13 protein-coding genes and 1 tRNA gene are annotated in these 15,965 nt (G+C 63.7%); 8 read left to right on the top strand and 6 right to left on the bottom strand.

The window, feature by feature from the left end; all coding sequences use genetic code 11:
* Positions 1-82 precede the first annotated feature (82 nt).
* Positions 83-154, top strand: a tRNA-His gene (locus MXB53_RS11725).
* Between the two features lie 125 nt (positions 155-279).
* Here MXB53_RS11725 and MXB53_RS11720 read toward each other — a convergent pair.
* Positions 280-1,023: a PIN domain-containing protein gene (locus MXB53_RS11720; protein ID WP_248897729.1), complete on the bottom strand. Its 744-nt coding sequence runs from the start codon at positions 1,021-1,023 to the stop codon at positions 280-282.
* A gap of 266 nt (positions 1,024-1,289) precedes the next feature.
* Positions 1,290-2,177, bottom strand: a complete 888-nt coding sequence (locus MXB53_RS11715; protein ID WP_486606375.1) for a DUF8172 family protein — start codon at positions 2,175-2,177, stop codon at positions 1,290-1,292.
* 920 nt (positions 2,178-3,097) lie between these two features.
* Between MXB53_RS11715 and MXB53_RS11710 the strand changes: the two genes are divergently transcribed.
* Complete coding sequence (locus MXB53_RS11710) at positions 3,098-4,222, top strand: AI-2E family transporter (RefSeq protein WP_248897727.1); 1,125 nt, start codon at positions 3,098-3,100, stop codon at positions 4,220-4,222.
* A 30-nt stretch (positions 4,223-4,252) separates the two neighbouring features.
* On the opposite strand, the gene MXB53_RS11705 is transcribed toward MXB53_RS11710, so the two are convergent.
* Positions 4,253-5,440: a CBS domain-containing protein gene (locus tag MXB53_RS11705; protein WP_248897726.1), complete on the bottom strand. Its 1,188-nt coding sequence runs from the start codon at positions 5,438-5,440 to the stop codon at positions 4,253-4,255.
* Between the two features lie 101 nt (positions 5,441-5,541).
* On the opposite strand from MXB53_RS11705, the gene MXB53_RS11700 reads away from it, so the two are divergent.
* Together MXB53_RS11700 and MXB53_RS11695 are read left to right on the top strand one after the other, a co-directional pair.
* A complete protein-coding gene (locus tag MXB53_RS11700) occupies positions 5,542-5,919 on the top strand; it encodes a cupin domain-containing protein (protein WP_248897725.1) in 378 nt (125 codons plus the stop codon).
* A gap of 219 nt (positions 5,920-6,138) precedes the next feature.
* A complete protein-coding gene (locus MXB53_RS11695; RefSeq protein WP_248897724.1) occupies positions 6,139-8,193 on the top strand; it encodes a DEAD/DEAH box helicase in 2,055 nt (684 codons plus the stop codon).
* Positions 8,194-8,274: 81 nt separating this feature from the next.
* On the opposite strand, the gene MXB53_RS11690 is transcribed toward MXB53_RS11695, so the two are convergent.
* On the bottom strand, positions 8,275-8,673 hold the full coding sequence (locus MXB53_RS11690) for an acyl-CoA thioesterase (RefSeq protein WP_248897723.1): 399 nt from the start codon (positions 8,671-8,673) through the stop codon (positions 8,275-8,277).
* An 81-nt stretch (positions 8,674-8,754) separates the two neighbouring features.
* Here MXB53_RS11690 and MXB53_RS11685 point away from each other — a divergent pair, with 81 nt between their 5' ends.
* Positions 8,755-9,708, top strand: coding sequence for a 3-hydroxyacyl-CoA dehydrogenase family protein (locus MXB53_RS11685; protein WP_248897722.1), 954 nt, complete (start codon positions 8,755-8,757; stop codon positions 9,706-9,708).
* 9 nt (positions 9,709-9,717) lie between these two features.
* Here MXB53_RS11685 and MXB53_RS11680 read toward each other — a convergent pair whose 3' ends face one another.
* Both MXB53_RS11680 and MXB53_RS11675 read right to left on the bottom strand, forming a co-directional pair.
* Entirely contained in the window at positions 9,718-9,912 is a 195-nt protein-coding gene (locus MXB53_RS11680) for a DUF7511 domain-containing protein (protein WP_248897721.1), read from the bottom strand.
* A 113-nt stretch (positions 9,913-10,025) separates the two neighbouring features.
* The gene (locus MXB53_RS11675; protein ID WP_248897720.1) at positions 10,026-10,673 is read right to left on the bottom strand and encodes a type IV pilin domain-containing protein; all 648 of its coding nucleotides are present in this window, start codon (positions 10,671-10,673) and stop codon (positions 10,026-10,028) included.
* Positions 10,674-10,868: 195 nt separating this feature from the next.
* Here MXB53_RS11675 and MXB53_RS11670 point away from each other — a divergent pair, with 195 nt between their 5' ends.
* The 3 genes from MXB53_RS11670 (at position 10,869) to MXB53_RS11660 (ending at position 15,961) form a co-directional block, all read left to right on the top strand.
* Positions 10,869-11,795, top strand: coding sequence for a DUF7972 family membrane protein (locus tag MXB53_RS11670; protein ID WP_345779710.1), 927 nt, complete (start codon positions 10,869-10,871; stop codon positions 11,793-11,795).
* 52 nt (positions 11,796-11,847) lie between these two features.
* Positions 11,848-13,344 carry an Asp-tRNA(Asn)/Glu-tRNA(Gln) amidotransferase subunit GatB gene (gene gatB / locus MXB53_RS11665; protein WP_248897719.1) on the top strand — a complete coding sequence of 499 codons (1,497 nt, stop codon included), beginning with the start codon at positions 11,848-11,850 and terminating at the stop codon, positions 13,342-13,344.
* Between the two features lie 100 nt (positions 13,345-13,444).
* On the top strand, positions 13,445-15,961 hold the full coding sequence (locus MXB53_RS11660) for a DNA topoisomerase I (RefSeq protein WP_248897718.1): 2,517 nt from the start codon (positions 13,445-13,447) through the stop codon (positions 15,959-15,961).
* The last annotated feature ends 4 nt before the right edge of the window (positions 15,962-15,965 follow it).

The raw sequence follows: 15,965 nt of genomic DNA, 5'->3' as shown, positions 1-15,965 counted from the left end.
TCGGCTCCGACCGTGTGTCCGTCACTCATTCTCGGCGTGAGTCGTAACCTACTTGACCGACAGCCAAGTAGCGTAAGTCGTGTCCGGGTTGGGGTAATGGCTATCCTTCAGCCTTGTGGAGGCTGAGACGCGGGTTCGATTCTCGCACCCGGACCTCTCACACTTCTCATCCGCTCTACGTCGTGTGTTTCTGACTGGTTCTGAAAGAGAAGTGACACGATGTCTAAAGTCACAAAGGCGCGGTTAGACGATGGTAAAGTAGTACCGAAACACTCGAAATCAGGAACGAGGATGCATCCGAACTGGAAGATGTTCTCGGACTCGATTTGGAGGTGATCGAACTCGAAAAGAGCGTCGGCAAGGGTCGTTGGGAACAGCCGGGGCGTCATCATCGAGAACCAATTGGCGGACTCCGACCACGATCATCTTGGGAAAGCAATCGCCTACGCCGCTGGCGTCGACGCGGATGCTCTCGAACCAGTTTCGGAAGGCGTAATCCTCCTTCAGCGAATCGAAAATCGGGTCGTCGACATCAAGATCTGCTACCTGTTGTTTCTGAACCGAGGGTGGACCCTCGTAGGCCGCTGGTTCTTCTCTGAATTGCTCTCTGGCTTCCTCAATACTCAATACGCTCTCTTTGATCCCGAGTTCGTCGGCTTTCCGATGCATGTCTCCATCTTCGGTGATGAGAATATCGGTGCGGTCCTTGAACACCGTATAGAGGAGTGCGTTGTCTACTTGCTCGTTGAAGCTATCCGCTTCAGGGACGTGGTTGCGGAACGCTGTCGATGATGGATTCGGATATGGGGGGAATCCTAATTCGGCGTAAGTTTCGATCTTCGATTCGTCCGTTTCACGCCGCTCGTCGTTCTCGTAGTTGCGGATTTCCTGTTTCGAGTGAGGATGTATCAGGATGGTGTGTCCTTCCGTCTTCAGTAGTTTCTCCAGTTCTTGCAGTGGCTCGGGAACCGTCCAGTCCCCTTCCCGTTCGATAAATACGTTCGTATCGATGAGCACATCCATCCCCTTCACCTAACTGACATCTGGTTAGAAACCGATGGATGGGACTGTAATAAACTGTTGGGCCGCCAATTTGGGGACTATAATTTTTCCAAATTCGCATCCCATAGATGGGTGTTGGGAAGATTTATCTGTTAGTGGGTCATATGCAGAACTACGATGACGCTCAGCGAAGCCGTTCACGGTGTGAACGAACGGTACAACATCCCGGAGAATGAGCGGCTACGAGAAATTGCGCGTTCGAACGCGCATCTTCAGGATTAAATCTCCTACTGCGATTCCTGATTCTCCATCCGGAGAAAATCTACGAATTCCTCCTTCGATAGTGCCTCTCGTTCTATCAGATTGTGGCTGTTTGCCCTCGCAGCAATATCTTCTACGAAGCCGATACAGTGTTGTTCATGCATGATAGCATATTTTTCCCAGGCCTCGTGATAATGCATATCCAGCTCATACTCAGATAGGGGAATATCGATTGCGTGTTTTCTGCGCACTATTTCGCAGCCCCAATCTTGGAGCGTCTTGAAATAGAGGTTATGCCTACGGACAGTCAGCAGACGCTTTGATTCTATAATGTATGGCTGAACCCAAGAGCGCCAGTCGTGTTCCTCAGTAATCGTAGCGGGCATCTTGAAGTCAGCACCCGCCGCTTCCAGGTATGCCTGTGCCATGGTTACGCCCGTCCGATGGTTCGCGTTCGGGAGAGAATGACGCAGTATCAGATTAGACATGAGGCGGCCTGCAACGTCTGATACCGACCCTTCCCAGTCTACCTGACCAATAGCATCTGGAATTTTTCCAATCTCTAATTGTTTATATATTGAAAGATTATCCCCTAACTCTTTTTCTTCTTCCTGCATCTCGGCGAGGAAATTGAGCAACCAAATTGCAATTACTCTGTTCGCAGGATCCATCTCGTCCAACTCATCGCTCAATTTTTCTGAGTCAAATTCAGCAGAGAGATCGTCTACGGTCCCAAAAGTTCCGGGCGTGTACAGGACCCAAATTTCCCCATTAGGAAGGGGATAGCCGATCACTTTCACATCTGCATCGGGATCATTAAGCCGTGATGAAAACGTAGTTGGATCAGGATCAACGCCCTCGAGCGAATAGTGGATGTCCACTGGATGGTGTTGGTGGACTACCCGATGTACCATCTTCTCGGTTGATTCCTATCTCTCTACTCGTATAACGCTTTCTTGGAAGTAAAGAATGAACATCGGGGAAGATTAGATATATGTTAGGTATTCCCCTCCCGACGGTGTCTCTCTGTCCCGGCCCGACCGTCGTAGTGTCTCTCCAGCACCTCCACAATCACGTTCATCCGATCAGAGACGACCACCTTCGGCACATCAGAACTTCGATAGTAGGAATCAAACTCTGACGAATCGCATGAGGAGACATAGTTGACGGGCACTTGTTCATGTACCCCGACTTCGTCGCCTCACAGTCGTCGATTGTGCGGTTATACAATGTACGCCTGACCGAGTCGGTGCCACCACAAATTTCGGCTGGGACTCGTCGAACTTGACCGCCTCCCTCTGAACCCGTATGTGTACGTACATACGACTCTCATCTGGCGATTTCGAATACCATTTATAACCGATATTTGAAAAACATCGATCCAAAATGAGCGATCGACTTCTCCTATGAGACAGCGAAAAAATAGTAACCCTCCCCAACCAATCAGGACTCATTCAATCTGTATTGCCTATTGGGTCTTACAGGCGGGTGTTTTATGCCAATCGTCTCATTTGTTCTGAGGTAGGAACCATCAGAACCGCGAGACGGGGATAGAATGTGGGTTGGGGTAATGGCTATCCTTCAGCCTTGGGGAGGCTGAGACGCGGGTTCGATTCTCGCACCCGGACTTTCTGAGGTACGTAGTGACGAAGAAAGTCGGAAGCCGGGAATCAAATCAGGGAACGGAGCGAGGAACGCGAGCGGCGTGACCGTGGTTCGATTCTCGCACCCGGACTTTTCGACGACGAACGTCCTCCTCTACCGATGTTCCTGGCGCCATCGGGTGCCGTGACACCACGATTTTTCACGCTCGCCTGCCCACACGCTGATTGCAATGGACGAACGCCGCGCAGTCGTCGCCCTCTTCGGTCTCGCCGTGGCCGTGGTCACCGCCTTCATCGCATACCAGTTCATCGCCGCCCTCACCGTCGCCGTGTTCCTGTACTACTCGACACGCCGGTTCTACAAGGCGCTCGGTCGGCTCCACCTCCCGGACCGGGTGCGGGCAGTGACGGTTATCTCCCTCCTCGCGCTCCCCTTGCTCCTGTTGCTCAGTTACACGCTGGTGTTGCTCGTCACCGAGACCCGCCGCTTCCTATCGACGTATGCGGTCCTCGAGGTGGCCGCGACGAACGTGCCGTGGCTGCAGGGTATCGACGACCTTCCCGCGCTCACCTTCGCCGGGATCACCGAGGCGTATCGCGCCGGGCAGTTCGACGCGCTCATCGACTTCGCGCTCGAACACGCGGCCCTCCTGACCAGCGCCATCACGGGCTTTTTCCTCAATCTGCTGATCGTCGTCGTCGTCACCTACTACCTCCTGATCGACGGCTCGACGTTCCACGAGTGGCTGCTCCGGTTCGACGACGACGCCATCGTGCGCGAGTATCTCGAAGCCGCCGACGCCGAACTCGAGGCGATCCTCTTCGGGAACCTGCTGAACGTGATCGCCATCTCGCTCATCGCCGTCGGCGCGTTCAACGGCTACAACCTTCTGGTGCCGAGGGCCGCACACGTGCCGTACCCCGCGCTGGCGGGTGTCCTCACTGGCGTCGCGAGCCTGATTCCGGTCGTCGGAATGAAGATCGTCTACGTCCCCATCGCGGCCGCGATGGCTGCTCCCGCCATCCTCGAATCCGACCCCTCGCTGTTGGGCTACGTCGCGGCCTTCCTGTTCGTGGCGATCGTCATCGTCGATACGATCCCCGATCTGGTTCTCAGACCCTATCTCAGCGGCGATCGAACCCACGTCGGCCTGTTGATGCTCGCGTACATCTTCGGCCCGGTCGTGTTCGGCTTCTACGGTCTGTTTTTCGCGCCGATACTGCTCGCCCTCGGTCTGACGTTCGCCCACACGGCGCTTCCGCGGCTGCTCGGGGGCGACCGCACCGACGCGGACGAGCGATCCGACCCCGAGCTTCCGGAGACCCAGCGCCGCCTCGACGACTTCGCTCGCTGACCGTCAGGACGTCGAGTCGCTCGGCCGTCCTCACTCGCGAGCGACGCCGGGACCGCTCGACAGCCCACCGATTCCCGCACTGGTGTCGGCCGCGCTGCCCCGCGTCTGGATGATGTCGAACGCCGTCATCAGGTCTGTTCGGGTGATGAGGCCGACGAGGTCGTCCGACTCGTCGACGACGGGAAGCCGCCCGACGCCCTCCTGTTGCATCGTCGAGAGCGCGTCCATCGCATCGGAGTCGGGCGAAATCGTCACCACGTCGGTCGCCATCACGTCCTCGACGCGGTAGGCGTCGCGCTCGACTTCGCGGACCTCGCGGGCGTCGTCGAGGGTGACCATGCCGACGAGTTCGCCCTGTCGGAGCACGGGGTAGCCCGTGTGGCGCTCGTGGAACATCCGGTCGGTGAGTTCCGAGAGCGAGGTGTCGGCCGTGACGGTCTTGAGTTCGCTCGCGGGCGTCATGATGTCGGCGACGGTGACGTCCTGGAACGCGGCCTTCATCACCGTCTGCTGGGCCTCGCTGGCGGCGCCGATGTAGATGAAGAAGGCGAGCGCCACCAGAAACAGGTTGGCGAAGATGCCGACGATGGCGAGGAAGACGGCGAACAGTTTGCCCACCTCGGCGGCGATCTGTGTGGCTCGGGCGTGGGGACGGCGGCGTGCCAGCAGCGCTCGGAGGACGCGACCCCCGTCCATCGGGAAGCCGGGGAGCATGTTGAAGACGGCGAGCGCGACGTTCGTCAGCGCGAGATACGCGAGGACGAACTGGACCGTCGGCAACGTGCCCGGGACGAGTTGCAAGCCGAGGTAGGAGAGCGCGCCGAGCGCGACGCTGACGATCGGGCCGACGACGGCGATGGTGAACTCCTGGCGCCAGTCCTCCGGCATCTCCGTGAACTGGGCGACGCCGCCGAACAGCCAGAGCGTGATCGAGTCGATCTGGTAGCCGTACTGCATGGCGACCAGCGAGTGACCGAACTCGTGGATGAGCACACAGAGGAAGAGGCCGGAGGCGGCGACCACTCCCAACAGCCACGGCGTCATGCCCGCGGTGAGCGTGTCGACGGGCATCCCCACGCCGAAGGTGTCGTTGAGGACGGCGACGAGGTTCCCCACGTCCGCGCCGATGAGCCACGCGAACAGGGGGAGAACGAGCAGGAAGGTCAGATCGAGTTTGATCGGAATGCCGAACGCGCTCCCGATGCGGATTCCGCGCATACCACGCCTTGCCTCGGGACGGACTTAACTCTTGTAAGCGTCCGGGTGACCGTCGCTCGACGACGGCAAACGCTTAGGCGTTCGCCACGCGACTGTCGACCATGAGCGAGCAGTCATCCACGCCGGTCCTCAAGCGCAGTGACGCGATCGACTACGAACCCGTCGACGCCGCCGACGGCCTCTCGAAGGGCGTCCTGCTGGACGAGTCGGATGGAACCCCGACGTTCGCCATGCGTCGATTCACCCTCGACCCGGGCGCCGAGGTGCCCAAGCACACCAACGCGGTCGAACACGAACAGTACGTGCTCTCGGGGGAGTACGTCGTCGGCATCGACGAGACGGAACACACCGTCTCCGCGGGCGATTCGCTGCTCATCCCGGCGGGCACCGTCCACTGGTATCGCAACGAGAGCGACGAACCGGGCGCGTTCATCTGTGCCGTCCCCAACGGTGACGACACCATCGAACTGGCCGACTGATAGGAATTATCGGAAGTCATCAGGGGTTCTCGCTGGGACGGCCCGGCGAGAATCTCTGGGCAGTTTCGATACTCCCTCTGATACTGCGGCTGTAACTGTTCAAGATAGCCGTCATCCCGGAGTGACGGCCATCTTGATCGACTACAGCCTGCAGTATGAACGGGTGCCGACAGCGCCGGAGTCGAACGGCTGAAATACCCGGTCCCCGTAGCCGTACGTGTGTCTCAGCAGGTCGGCCGCGTCGACACGCTCTTCGTCCACGGGCGAGACGGCGACTTCCTCGTGTCCGTCACGCGCGACGGTGACCGCGTGTTTCGCGCCATCCTCGAACTCAAGGAAACGGACGCCGGTCCCCGCCCCGCACGATTCCGCATCAAACGCGGATCGAGCGAGGAGCCACGCGATCCGAGTCAGTTCGTCGAACTCGCTCGTCGTGCCGCCCGCATCCGCATCTCACAGCAGACCGATCCCACGGACCGCGAGCGCATCCAGGCGATGCTCGACGGCTACCAACTCGACGCGCTGACGGTCCGCACCTGCCGCTACTGCGCCGCGGAAGGCGAGTTTTCGCCCATCACCGAGGACACCGCCATCAAGGCCGACCGGGACTACATCTGTCCCGACTGCGCCACGCAGGAACTCGACGGCGAACTCGCCTACGCCGGGGGGCTGACCGGCGCCGCACAGGACCGCCTCGAGGAACTCCTGCTCGAAGTGCAGGACCTCGACCGCATCAAGAACCTCCTGCAGGGCGAACTCGACCCCGACCTCACGAAGTTCGACGAAATCGGCGCGACCGTCGAGGATGTCGACCCTGTCAAGACGGCGGATCTCGACCTCCACCCGAAACTGAAGAGCCAACTCACCAGCCGGTTCGACACTCTGCTTCCCGTCCAGAGCCTCTCGGTTCGGAACGGCCTGCTCGACGGCGACGACCAGCTCGTCGTGAGCGCGACGGCGACGGGGAAGACCCTCGTCGGCGAACTCGCCGGGATCGACCGGGCGCTGAAGGGCGAGGGCAAACTCCTCTTTCTCGTTCCTCTCGTCGCGCTCGCCAACCAGAAACAGGAGAACTTCGAGGAGCGATACGGCGATCTGGTCGATGTGACCATCCGCGTCGGCGGGAGTCGCGTCAGCGACACCGGCGCGCAGTTCGACCCCTCGGCCGACGTCGTCGTCGGCACCTACGAGGGCATCGACCACGCCCTCAGGACGGGGAAGGACATGGGCGATATCGGTACCGTCGTCATCGACGAGGTGCACACGCTGAAAGAGGGCGAGCGCGGTCACCGCCTCGACGGCATGATTTCGCGGCTCAAGCATTACTGTGAGAACCGCGCGACGGGCGGAACCGACTACGCGGGCGCCCAGTGGATCTACCTCTCCGCGACGGTCGGCAACCCCGAGTGGCTGGCGAAACGCCTGCGTGCGACGCTCATCGAGTTCGAGGAGCGCCCCGTCCCCATCGAGCGCCATCTCACGTTCGCCGACGCTCAGGAGAAGACGCGCATCGAGAACCGCCTCGTCCGCCGGGAGTTCGACAGCAAGTCCTCGCAGGGCTATCGCGGGCAGACCATCATCTTCACCAACTCGCGGCGGCGCTGTCACGAGATCTCGCGCAAACTCGACTACGACGCCGCGCCCTATCACGCCGGCCTGGATTACGGCCGACGCAAGCGCGTCGAACGCCAGTTCGGGAACCAGGACCTCGCCGCCGTCGTCACGACCGCGGCGCTCGCCGCCGGCGTCGACTTCCCCGCCTCGCAGGTCATCTTCGACACGCTGGCGATGGGCATCGAGTGGCTCTCGGTCCAGGAGTTCGAGCAGATGCTCGGCCGCGCCGGTCGCCCCGACTACCACGACCGGGGCGTGGTCTACCTGCTCGTCGAACCCGACTGCGCCTACCACAACAGTATGGAGATGACCGAGGACGAGGTGGCGTTCAAACTACTGAAAGGCGAGATGGAGGACGTCCGGACGGTGTACGACCGCTCCGCCGCCGCCGAGGAGACGCTCGCGAACATCACGGTCGCGGGCAGTGGCGCCAAGCGCCTCAACGACCGGATGCTGGGGGACGTGCCGACCAAACAGGCCATCGGCAAGTTGTTGGAATGGGGATTCATCGACGGCCTCGAACCGACCGCGCTCGGCCGGGCGGTGACCCGACACTTCCTCTCGCCCGACGACGCCTTCGCTATGCTCGACTACATCAGGCGGGGAATGGATCCCTACCAGATCGTCGCGGAACTCGAACTCCGCGACGAGGAGTCGTAGGTCAGCGGGTTTCTCGGCGGTCATCGGCGATTCTCGTCGGGCGGTCCACCGAGAATCTCTGGACAGTTACGAGAATCCGTCTCAGGCCCGATACGCGTCCATCCGCCCGCGCCACGCCTCGGGGAGCGGCCGCGACGTCTCCGCCTCGGGATCGACGTACACCTGCACCGTCTCGGCGGTGGCGGCCACGCTGTCGCCTGCGCGAACCTCGTACTCGACGGTGACGCTCGACTCGCCGATGTCGCGGACGCCGAGGGCAACGGTCACCGTGTCGTCGAGGGTGATCGCGCGGTGGTAGTCGATCTCGAGCGAGACCAGCGCGGTGTCGATCTCGTCGAGGCCGACCCCGAGGACGTCGGCGTAGTAGTCGACCCGCGCTTGTTCGAGATACGTCGCGTAGACGGCGTTGTTGACGTGGCCCATCGCGTCGATGTCTCGAAACCGAACCTGGATCTCCGTCTCGTACTCGAAGTCGGCCATACCGCTGTGTGAACGACAGCCCATTTGGACCTGCCGGACCCGCAGCGGGATTTAAGCGCTTCAGGTGCGACCGTGCGGCCGATGGTAACCACCGATCCCGACACGCCGGTGACCGTCGTCGGCGCGGGCACGATGGGGCACGGCCTCGCGCTCCAGTTCGCCCGGTTCGGCGCGCCCGTGATGCTGGTCGACCACCGCCAGTCCAATCTCGACGACGCCCGCGAGGGCATCGATCAGGCGCTCGACTTCCTCGAATCGGCCGGCTGGCTCGACGCCGACCCCGGCGCCATTCGCGAGAACGTCTCCACCACGCTCGACCTCTCGGCGGGCGTCAGCGACGCCGCGTTCGTCATCGAAACCGTCTCGGAGGACCTCGACGTGAAAGAGGCGGTGTTCGAACGGGTGGCCGCGGCGGCGCCCGAAGACGCCATCCTCGCCACCAACACTTCCGGGATTCCGATCACCGACATCGGCGAGGCGGTGCCCGCGGCTGCGGACCGCGTCGTCGGCTGTCACTGGTGGAATCCGCCCTATCTCCTGCCCACCGTCGAGGTGGTCCGCGGTGAGGAGACGAGCGACGAAACCGTCGAGCGGACGGTCGCCGTCGTCGAGGCCGTCGACCGTGATCCCATCGTCGTCCAGCGCGACGTTCCGGGGTTCGTCTGGAACCGCATCCAGTTCGCCGTCCTCCGAGAGTGTACGCACCTCGTCACGGAAGGCGTCGCGTCGCTGGAGGACATCGAACGCGCCGTCCGGGACGGCTACGCCCTGCGGACCGCCGCCATCGGCCCCTTCGAAACCGCCGACCTCGGCGGTCTCGACCTGTTTCAGTCCATCGCGTCGAACCTCTACCCGCACCTGAGCGACGCGGACGCCCCGGGGGACCTGTTCGCGGAGCGTCTCGGCGCAGGCCGCGGCGGCGTCGACGATGGTGCGGGCTTTCATGAGTACGACGCCGACGCCACAAGCGTGGTCCGCCGTCGCAACGAGCGGGTGGCGGCGATTCGGCGCGCACTCGACGGCAGCAGCGACTGACCGTGACCGCTACCGCATCTCGTCGAGCCGTTCGAACGCGTCGGCGTCGGCAGTCAGCCACGTGGTGAGGCGCTCCGTCTCGGTCGCCGTCGGGGGATAGAGCGTCCGCCTGTCCGGCGTTCCCTCGTACGTAACCACGACCGACCGGAGCCGTCCGTCGGGGTCGCTTTCGCCCCTCGTATCTGCCTCGAAGGTGTTCGTCATGACCCATCCGTTCGTCGGCGACCGAGTGGCTTAGTCGCTGCTATGTGGGGTTCGTACCGGTCGGCAACGTCCCGACATCTCGCCCTGAGAATAGTTGTCAATGGAACGCCCCGTCAGTCGTCGCCGATCTCCAGCGTCCCCGTATCGCTGACGTCGCCGTTCACGTCCACGGTGACGCTGTAGTCGCCGGTTCCCGGGTTGTCGGTCGCCCGATATTCGACGATGAGCGAGTCGCCGCCCTCCAGATTGTAGTTGCCGGAGAGTTCGATCCGCAGCGTGGTGCCGCCATCCTTGATGATCACACCGTCGTCGGTCGGACAGCATTCGATGTCGCCCGTGGCCTCGGTTTCGATGGTCCCGTCGCGGTCCCCGTCGATACCGACCATCACGATGTCGTCACGCTCGCCGATGGCGCTCACGTCGGCGCTGCCGTCGGGGTATTCGATGACGACGTTGTTCAGGGAGTTGCCCGCGGTGTCGGAGTCGTCGGCGATGGTGTAGTTCACGACGTGGTTCGTGGTCGTGAGTGGGCTCTCGTTGCGCGCCCAGATGAGTTCGCTCCGGTAGCCGTCGTCACCGCCAGCGCCGGCCCCATCGCCGGGAGCAGCCTCGTCGCCGTCGGTGAGGCCCCCGACCAGTTTCCGCTCCGTGCCGAAATCAGTCATGTTGACCATCCCAGCGGCGAACATCGAGGCAAGCAGGAGAGTGATGACCACCACGAGGGTCACGCCGATGACGGTAGACACGCCACGCTCGTCCATACCACCGGTCGGCGGGGAGCAAACAAGAACGCGCGACCTAACTCTCTCACTGCGTCGGGCCGATCGACGGACCGGCCGCAGATTTTTCTGCCGGCCGCCCGCAGGGGTGGCATGGGCGATACGGCCGGTGACGACTCCTCGCAGCCGAGCGACCAGTTGCGCTCTCGGGCCGCCGAGAGCCGGACGAAACTCTGAGTGCTGATCGAAGCCGATCGCCGTCTCGTGATCGGCGGGCTGACACTCGCCGTCGCGGGGCTGCTCCTCCCCGACGCGATCGGCGCGCTCGTCGCCAGCGACTCGGTGGACACCCTGTTTCAGGCGCTGCTCACCGCGACCATCACGGGTGTGACGCTCGTCCTGACGCTCAACCAGCTCGTCCTCTCCCAGGAACTCGGTGCCGTCGGTGATCAGCGGGAGCGCATGGCCGGCGCCCTCGACTTCCGGGATGACGTGGCCGATAGCATCGGCGCGCCGGTGAGTCCTGCCCGCCCCTCGCAGTTCCTCCGGGCGCTCGTGCAGGTCGCGGCCCAGCGCGGGGCCGACCTCCGGGCCGCAGTGGACGAGGACCATCCGTCCCACGAGCAGGTGGTCGACCTCACGGACAGCCTCCGGGACAACGCCGAGGCGGTGGCGTCAGACCTCGACGGCGCGCAGTTCGGCACGTTCGCCGTGCTCTCGGCGGCGCTGAACTTCAACTACTCGTGGAATATCTTCGCCGCCCAGCGCCTCCGCGAGCGCGACGACGTGGACGGCGAGGCCGCGGCGGCGCTGGACCGCCTCATTGACGTGCTCGAACTGTTTGGCCCCGCTCGCGAGCATTTCAAGACGCTGTATTTCCAGTGGGAGCTCATCACGCTCTCGCGGGGCATCCTCACGGCGGCGCTGCCGGCGCTGCTGGTCGCCGTCTGCATGATCGCCTTCTTCGACCCTACCAGATACGCCGCGGGGCCGTTCGGTGGTGTGTTTCTGGTTCTCCTCGTCGCTGCGGCGGTGACGGCGGCGATCCTTCCCTTCCTCGTCCTCTTTGCCTACGTCCTCCGCATCGCCACGGTGACGAAACACACGCTCTCCATCGGTCCGTTCATCCTCCGCGAGACTGACCAAGTCGTCGAAGTGACGTAGTCGGGAGACGACTCCCGTTAGCCTTTAGCCACCGCCGCTGCAAGACCGCGTAATGACTGCGCAGGCGCTCCAGCAACGTGATCTCGCCGTCGTCATCGGGCTGGAGGTTCACGTTCAGCTCGAAACCGACACGAAGATCTTCTGTGGCTGTTCGACCGAGGCGGCCGACGACGAAGCCCCGAACACCCGGACCTGTCCCGTCTGTCTGGGCCTTCCGGGTGCGCTCCCCGTGCTCAACGAGGCGGCCGTCGAGGCCGCCGTCAAGATCGGCAAGGCGCTCGACGCCGATGTCGCCGAGGAGACCCGGTTCCACCGAAAGAACTACTACTACCCCGACCTGCCGAAGAACTTCCAGATCACGCAGTACGACGCCCCCATCTGTGCCGACGGCACGCTCGAAGTGAGCGTCGAGGACGAGCGCCGCGAAATCGGCATCGGCCGCGCCCACCTCGAAGAGGATCCGGGAAGTCTCCAGCACGAGGGCGGCAACATCGAGACCGCTGACTACTCCCTCGTCGACTACAACCGCGCGGGGACGCCGCTGATGGAGATCGTCACCAACCCCGACTTCCGTGGCCCGGGTGAGGTGCGCGCCTTCCTCGCCAAGTTGGAGGAGGTGCTCGAATACCTCGGCGTCTTCGACGCCTCGCGCGACGGCAGTCTCCGCATCGACGCCAACATCTCCCTCGTCCCGGACGAGGAGGTCGGCGCCAGCGGCGAGATCAGCGAGGAAGCGTTAGAAACCGCCAACCGGACCGAAGTGAAGAACATCTCGAGTCACAGGGGCGCCGAGAAGGCGCTGGCCTACGAGGTGACGCGGCAGAAGAACGCGGTCAAGCGCGGCCGCGAAATCGAGCAGGAGACGCGCCACTGGGACGAGAGCCGCGGCATCACCGTCTCGATGCGCTCGAAAGAGGCGGAGAAGGACTACCGCTACTTCCGGGAGGCGGATCTCCCGCCCCTGCAGGTGGCCGACTGGAAGGAACGGATCCCCATTCCGGAGCTCCCCGACGCGCGCCGCGAGCGCTTCCGCGAGGAGTACGGCCTCGACAGCGAGGCGGCGTCGAAACTCACCTCGACGAAGGAGGTGGCCGACTTCTTCGAGGGGGTGGCCGAACGGTTCGACCCCGACCTCGCGGCGACGTGGGTCGCCGACGACCTGCTCGGCGAACTCAACTACCGCGACATGTCGATTACGGACGTGAGCGACCGCCTCGACGAGTTCGCGCGCCTCATCGAACTCGTCGATGCGGACGAGATCACGGAGAAAAACGCCCGCGAGGTGGTCCTGCGGACGATGCTCGACGAGGGTCTCGACCCCGATACCGTGGTCGAGCGCGAGGGTCTAGGCAAGACGGCCGAGGGCGAGGTTGCCGCCGCCGTCGAGGCGGCCATCGAGGGGAACCCGGAGGCCGTCGAGGATTACCACGCGGGCGAGGAGGGGGCGCTCAACTTCCTCGTCGGCCAGGTGATGAGCGAGACGGGCGGGAGCGCCGACCCCGGCACGGTCAACGGGCTGCTCCGGGAGCGCCTGGAAGACGAGAACTGATCGCTTCGCGCGCCGGCCCGCGCGGTGTCGGGAATACCCTCGCTGTCCCCCGATTACCGGCACGAAAGTTTTAGGCGGCTACTCGACATACGACTCGTCGATGAAACGCGGCCCCGAACTGATTATCACCGAGAAGGACAACGCCGCGCGCCGCATCGCGGAGATTCTGAGCGGCGGAACTGCCGATAGCGAGCGCGTCAACGGCGTCAACGTCTACGCGTGGGGCGGCAAGCGCTGCATCGGCCTGTCCGGCCACGTCGTCGGCGTCGACTTCCCCCCCGAATACAGCGGGTGGCGCGACGTGGAACCGGTCGAACTCGTCGACGCGGAGGTCGAAAAGCGACCGACGCAGGAGCACATCGTCGCCGCCCTCCGCCAACTCGCGCGCAACGCCTCGCACATCCACATCGCGACCGACTACGACCGCGAGGGCGAACTCATCGGGAAGGAGGCCTACGAACTCGTCCACGAGGTCAACGACGAGGCGCCCGTCGACCGGGTGCGCTTTTCCTCCATCACGGACCGCGAGGTAACGGAGGCCTTCGCCGACCCGGACGACCTGGATTTCGACCTCGCGGCCGCGGGCGAAGCGCGACAGATCATCGATCTGATGTGGGGCGCGTCGCTCACGCGGTATCTCTCCCTCTCGGCGCGACAGCTCGGCGACGACTTCATCTCCGTCGGCCGGGTGCAGGGGCCGACGCTGAAACTGATCGTCGACCGCGAGCGCGAAATCGACGCGTTCGACCCCGAGGACTACTGGGAACTGTTCGCGGACCTCCGCAAGGACGATGAGGCGTTCGAGGCGCAGTACTTCTATCTCGACGACGACGGCAACGAGGCCGAACGCGTCTGGGACGGCGACCGGGCGGCGGCCGTCGCCGACGCCCTCGGTGACGCGTCCGCGGCGACGGTCGACGAGGTGCGCCGCCGCACCCGGACCGACGACCCGCCCGCGCCCTTCAACACCACGCAGTTCATCCGGGCGGCGAGCGGCATCGGACACTCCGCCCAGCAGGCGATGAGCATCGCGGAGGACCTCTACACCGCGGGTTACATCACCTACCCTCGGACGGACAACACGGTGTACCCCGAGGACCTCGACCCGCGCGACCTGCTCGACGCGCTCTCGGCCGGCCCGCGGTTCGGCGACGACGCCGACTCGCTGCTGGCGGCCGACGACATCACGCCGACGGAAGGCGACGAGGAGACCACCGACCACCCGCCCATCCACCCGACGGACGAACTCCCGTCGCCGTCCGAACTCTCCGAGGACGAGTGGGAGGTGTACGAACTCGTCGTGCGTCGGTTCCTCGCCACCGTCGCCGACGCGGCGACGTGGGAACACCTGCGGGTCGTCGCCGATGTCGACGCCGCCGAGGAGACTCACTCGCTCAAGGCGAACGGCAAGCGACTGGTCGACCCCGGCTACCACGCCGTCTACCCCTACCGCTCGACAAGCGAGAACTACGTCCCCGACGTGACGGAGGGCGAAGAACTCGCCCTCGTCGAAACGCGTCTCGAAGACAAACAGACCCAGCCACCGCGGCGGTACGGCCAGTCTCGGCTCATCGAGACGATGGAGGAGATGGGTATCGGGACGAAAGCGACCCGCCACGACGTGATCCAGAAGCTCTACGACCGGGGCTACATCGAGGGCGACCCGCCGCGCCCGACGCGGCTCGCCCGCGGCGTCGTCGAGGCGTCCGAGGAGTTCGCTGACCTCATCGTCAGCGAGGAGATGACCGCGCAGTTGGAGGCGGACATGCAGGCCATCGCCCGCGGCGAGGCGACGCTCGAAGACGTGACCGCGGAGTCCCGCGAAATCCTCCACCGCGTGTTCGATCGCCTCATGGACTCGCGCGAGGCGCTCGGCGACCACCTTCGCGACTCGCTGAAAGCCGACAAGACCGTCGGGCCGTGTCCCGACTGCGACGAGGACCTCGTCATCCGGCAGAGCCGCGACGGCTCCTACTTCATCGGCTGTGACGGCTATCCCGACTGCACATACACCCTGCCGCTCCCGTCGACGGGGAAACCCATCCTGCTCGATGAAACCTGCGGGGAGCACGGCCTCCACTCGGTGAAGATGCTCGCCGGGCGCAAGACGTTCGTCCAGGGCTGTCCGCTCTGTGCGGCCGAAGCGGCCGACGAGGAACCGGACCTCATCGTCGGGGACTGTCCCGACTGCGGCGACGAAGAGGGTGGCGAACTCGCGGTGAAGCGCCTCCGCTCCGGTGGTCGGCTCATCGGCTGTACGCGCTATCCCGACTGCGATTACTCGCTCCCGATGCCCCGCCGGGGCGACGTGGAACTCGTCGACGAGCCGTGCGAGGAGCACGGACTGCCGGGGTTGCGCATCATCTACGAGGACGAAGACCGGGAGCCGTGGGACCTCGGCTGTCCCATCTGCAACTACCGTGAGTACCAGACCCGGCAGGCGGGGTCCGACCTCGAAGCCATCGACGGCATCGGCGAGAAGACGGCCGAGAAGTTGAAAGACGCCGGAATCGAGGACGTCGCCGGGTTGAAGGCGGCCGAACCCGACTCGCTCGCGGCCGAAATCGACGGCGTGGGTGCGGAGAAAGTGCGCAACTGGCAGGCCAAGGCGGACTGAATCC

Source organism: Haloplanus sp. XH21, assembly GCF_023276355.1.
Taxonomy (GTDB): domain Archaea; phylum Halobacteriota; class Halobacteria; order Halobacteriales; family Haloferacaceae; genus Haloplanus; species Haloplanus halobius.
This window is presented reverse-complemented; position numbering and strand designations above follow the sequence as displayed.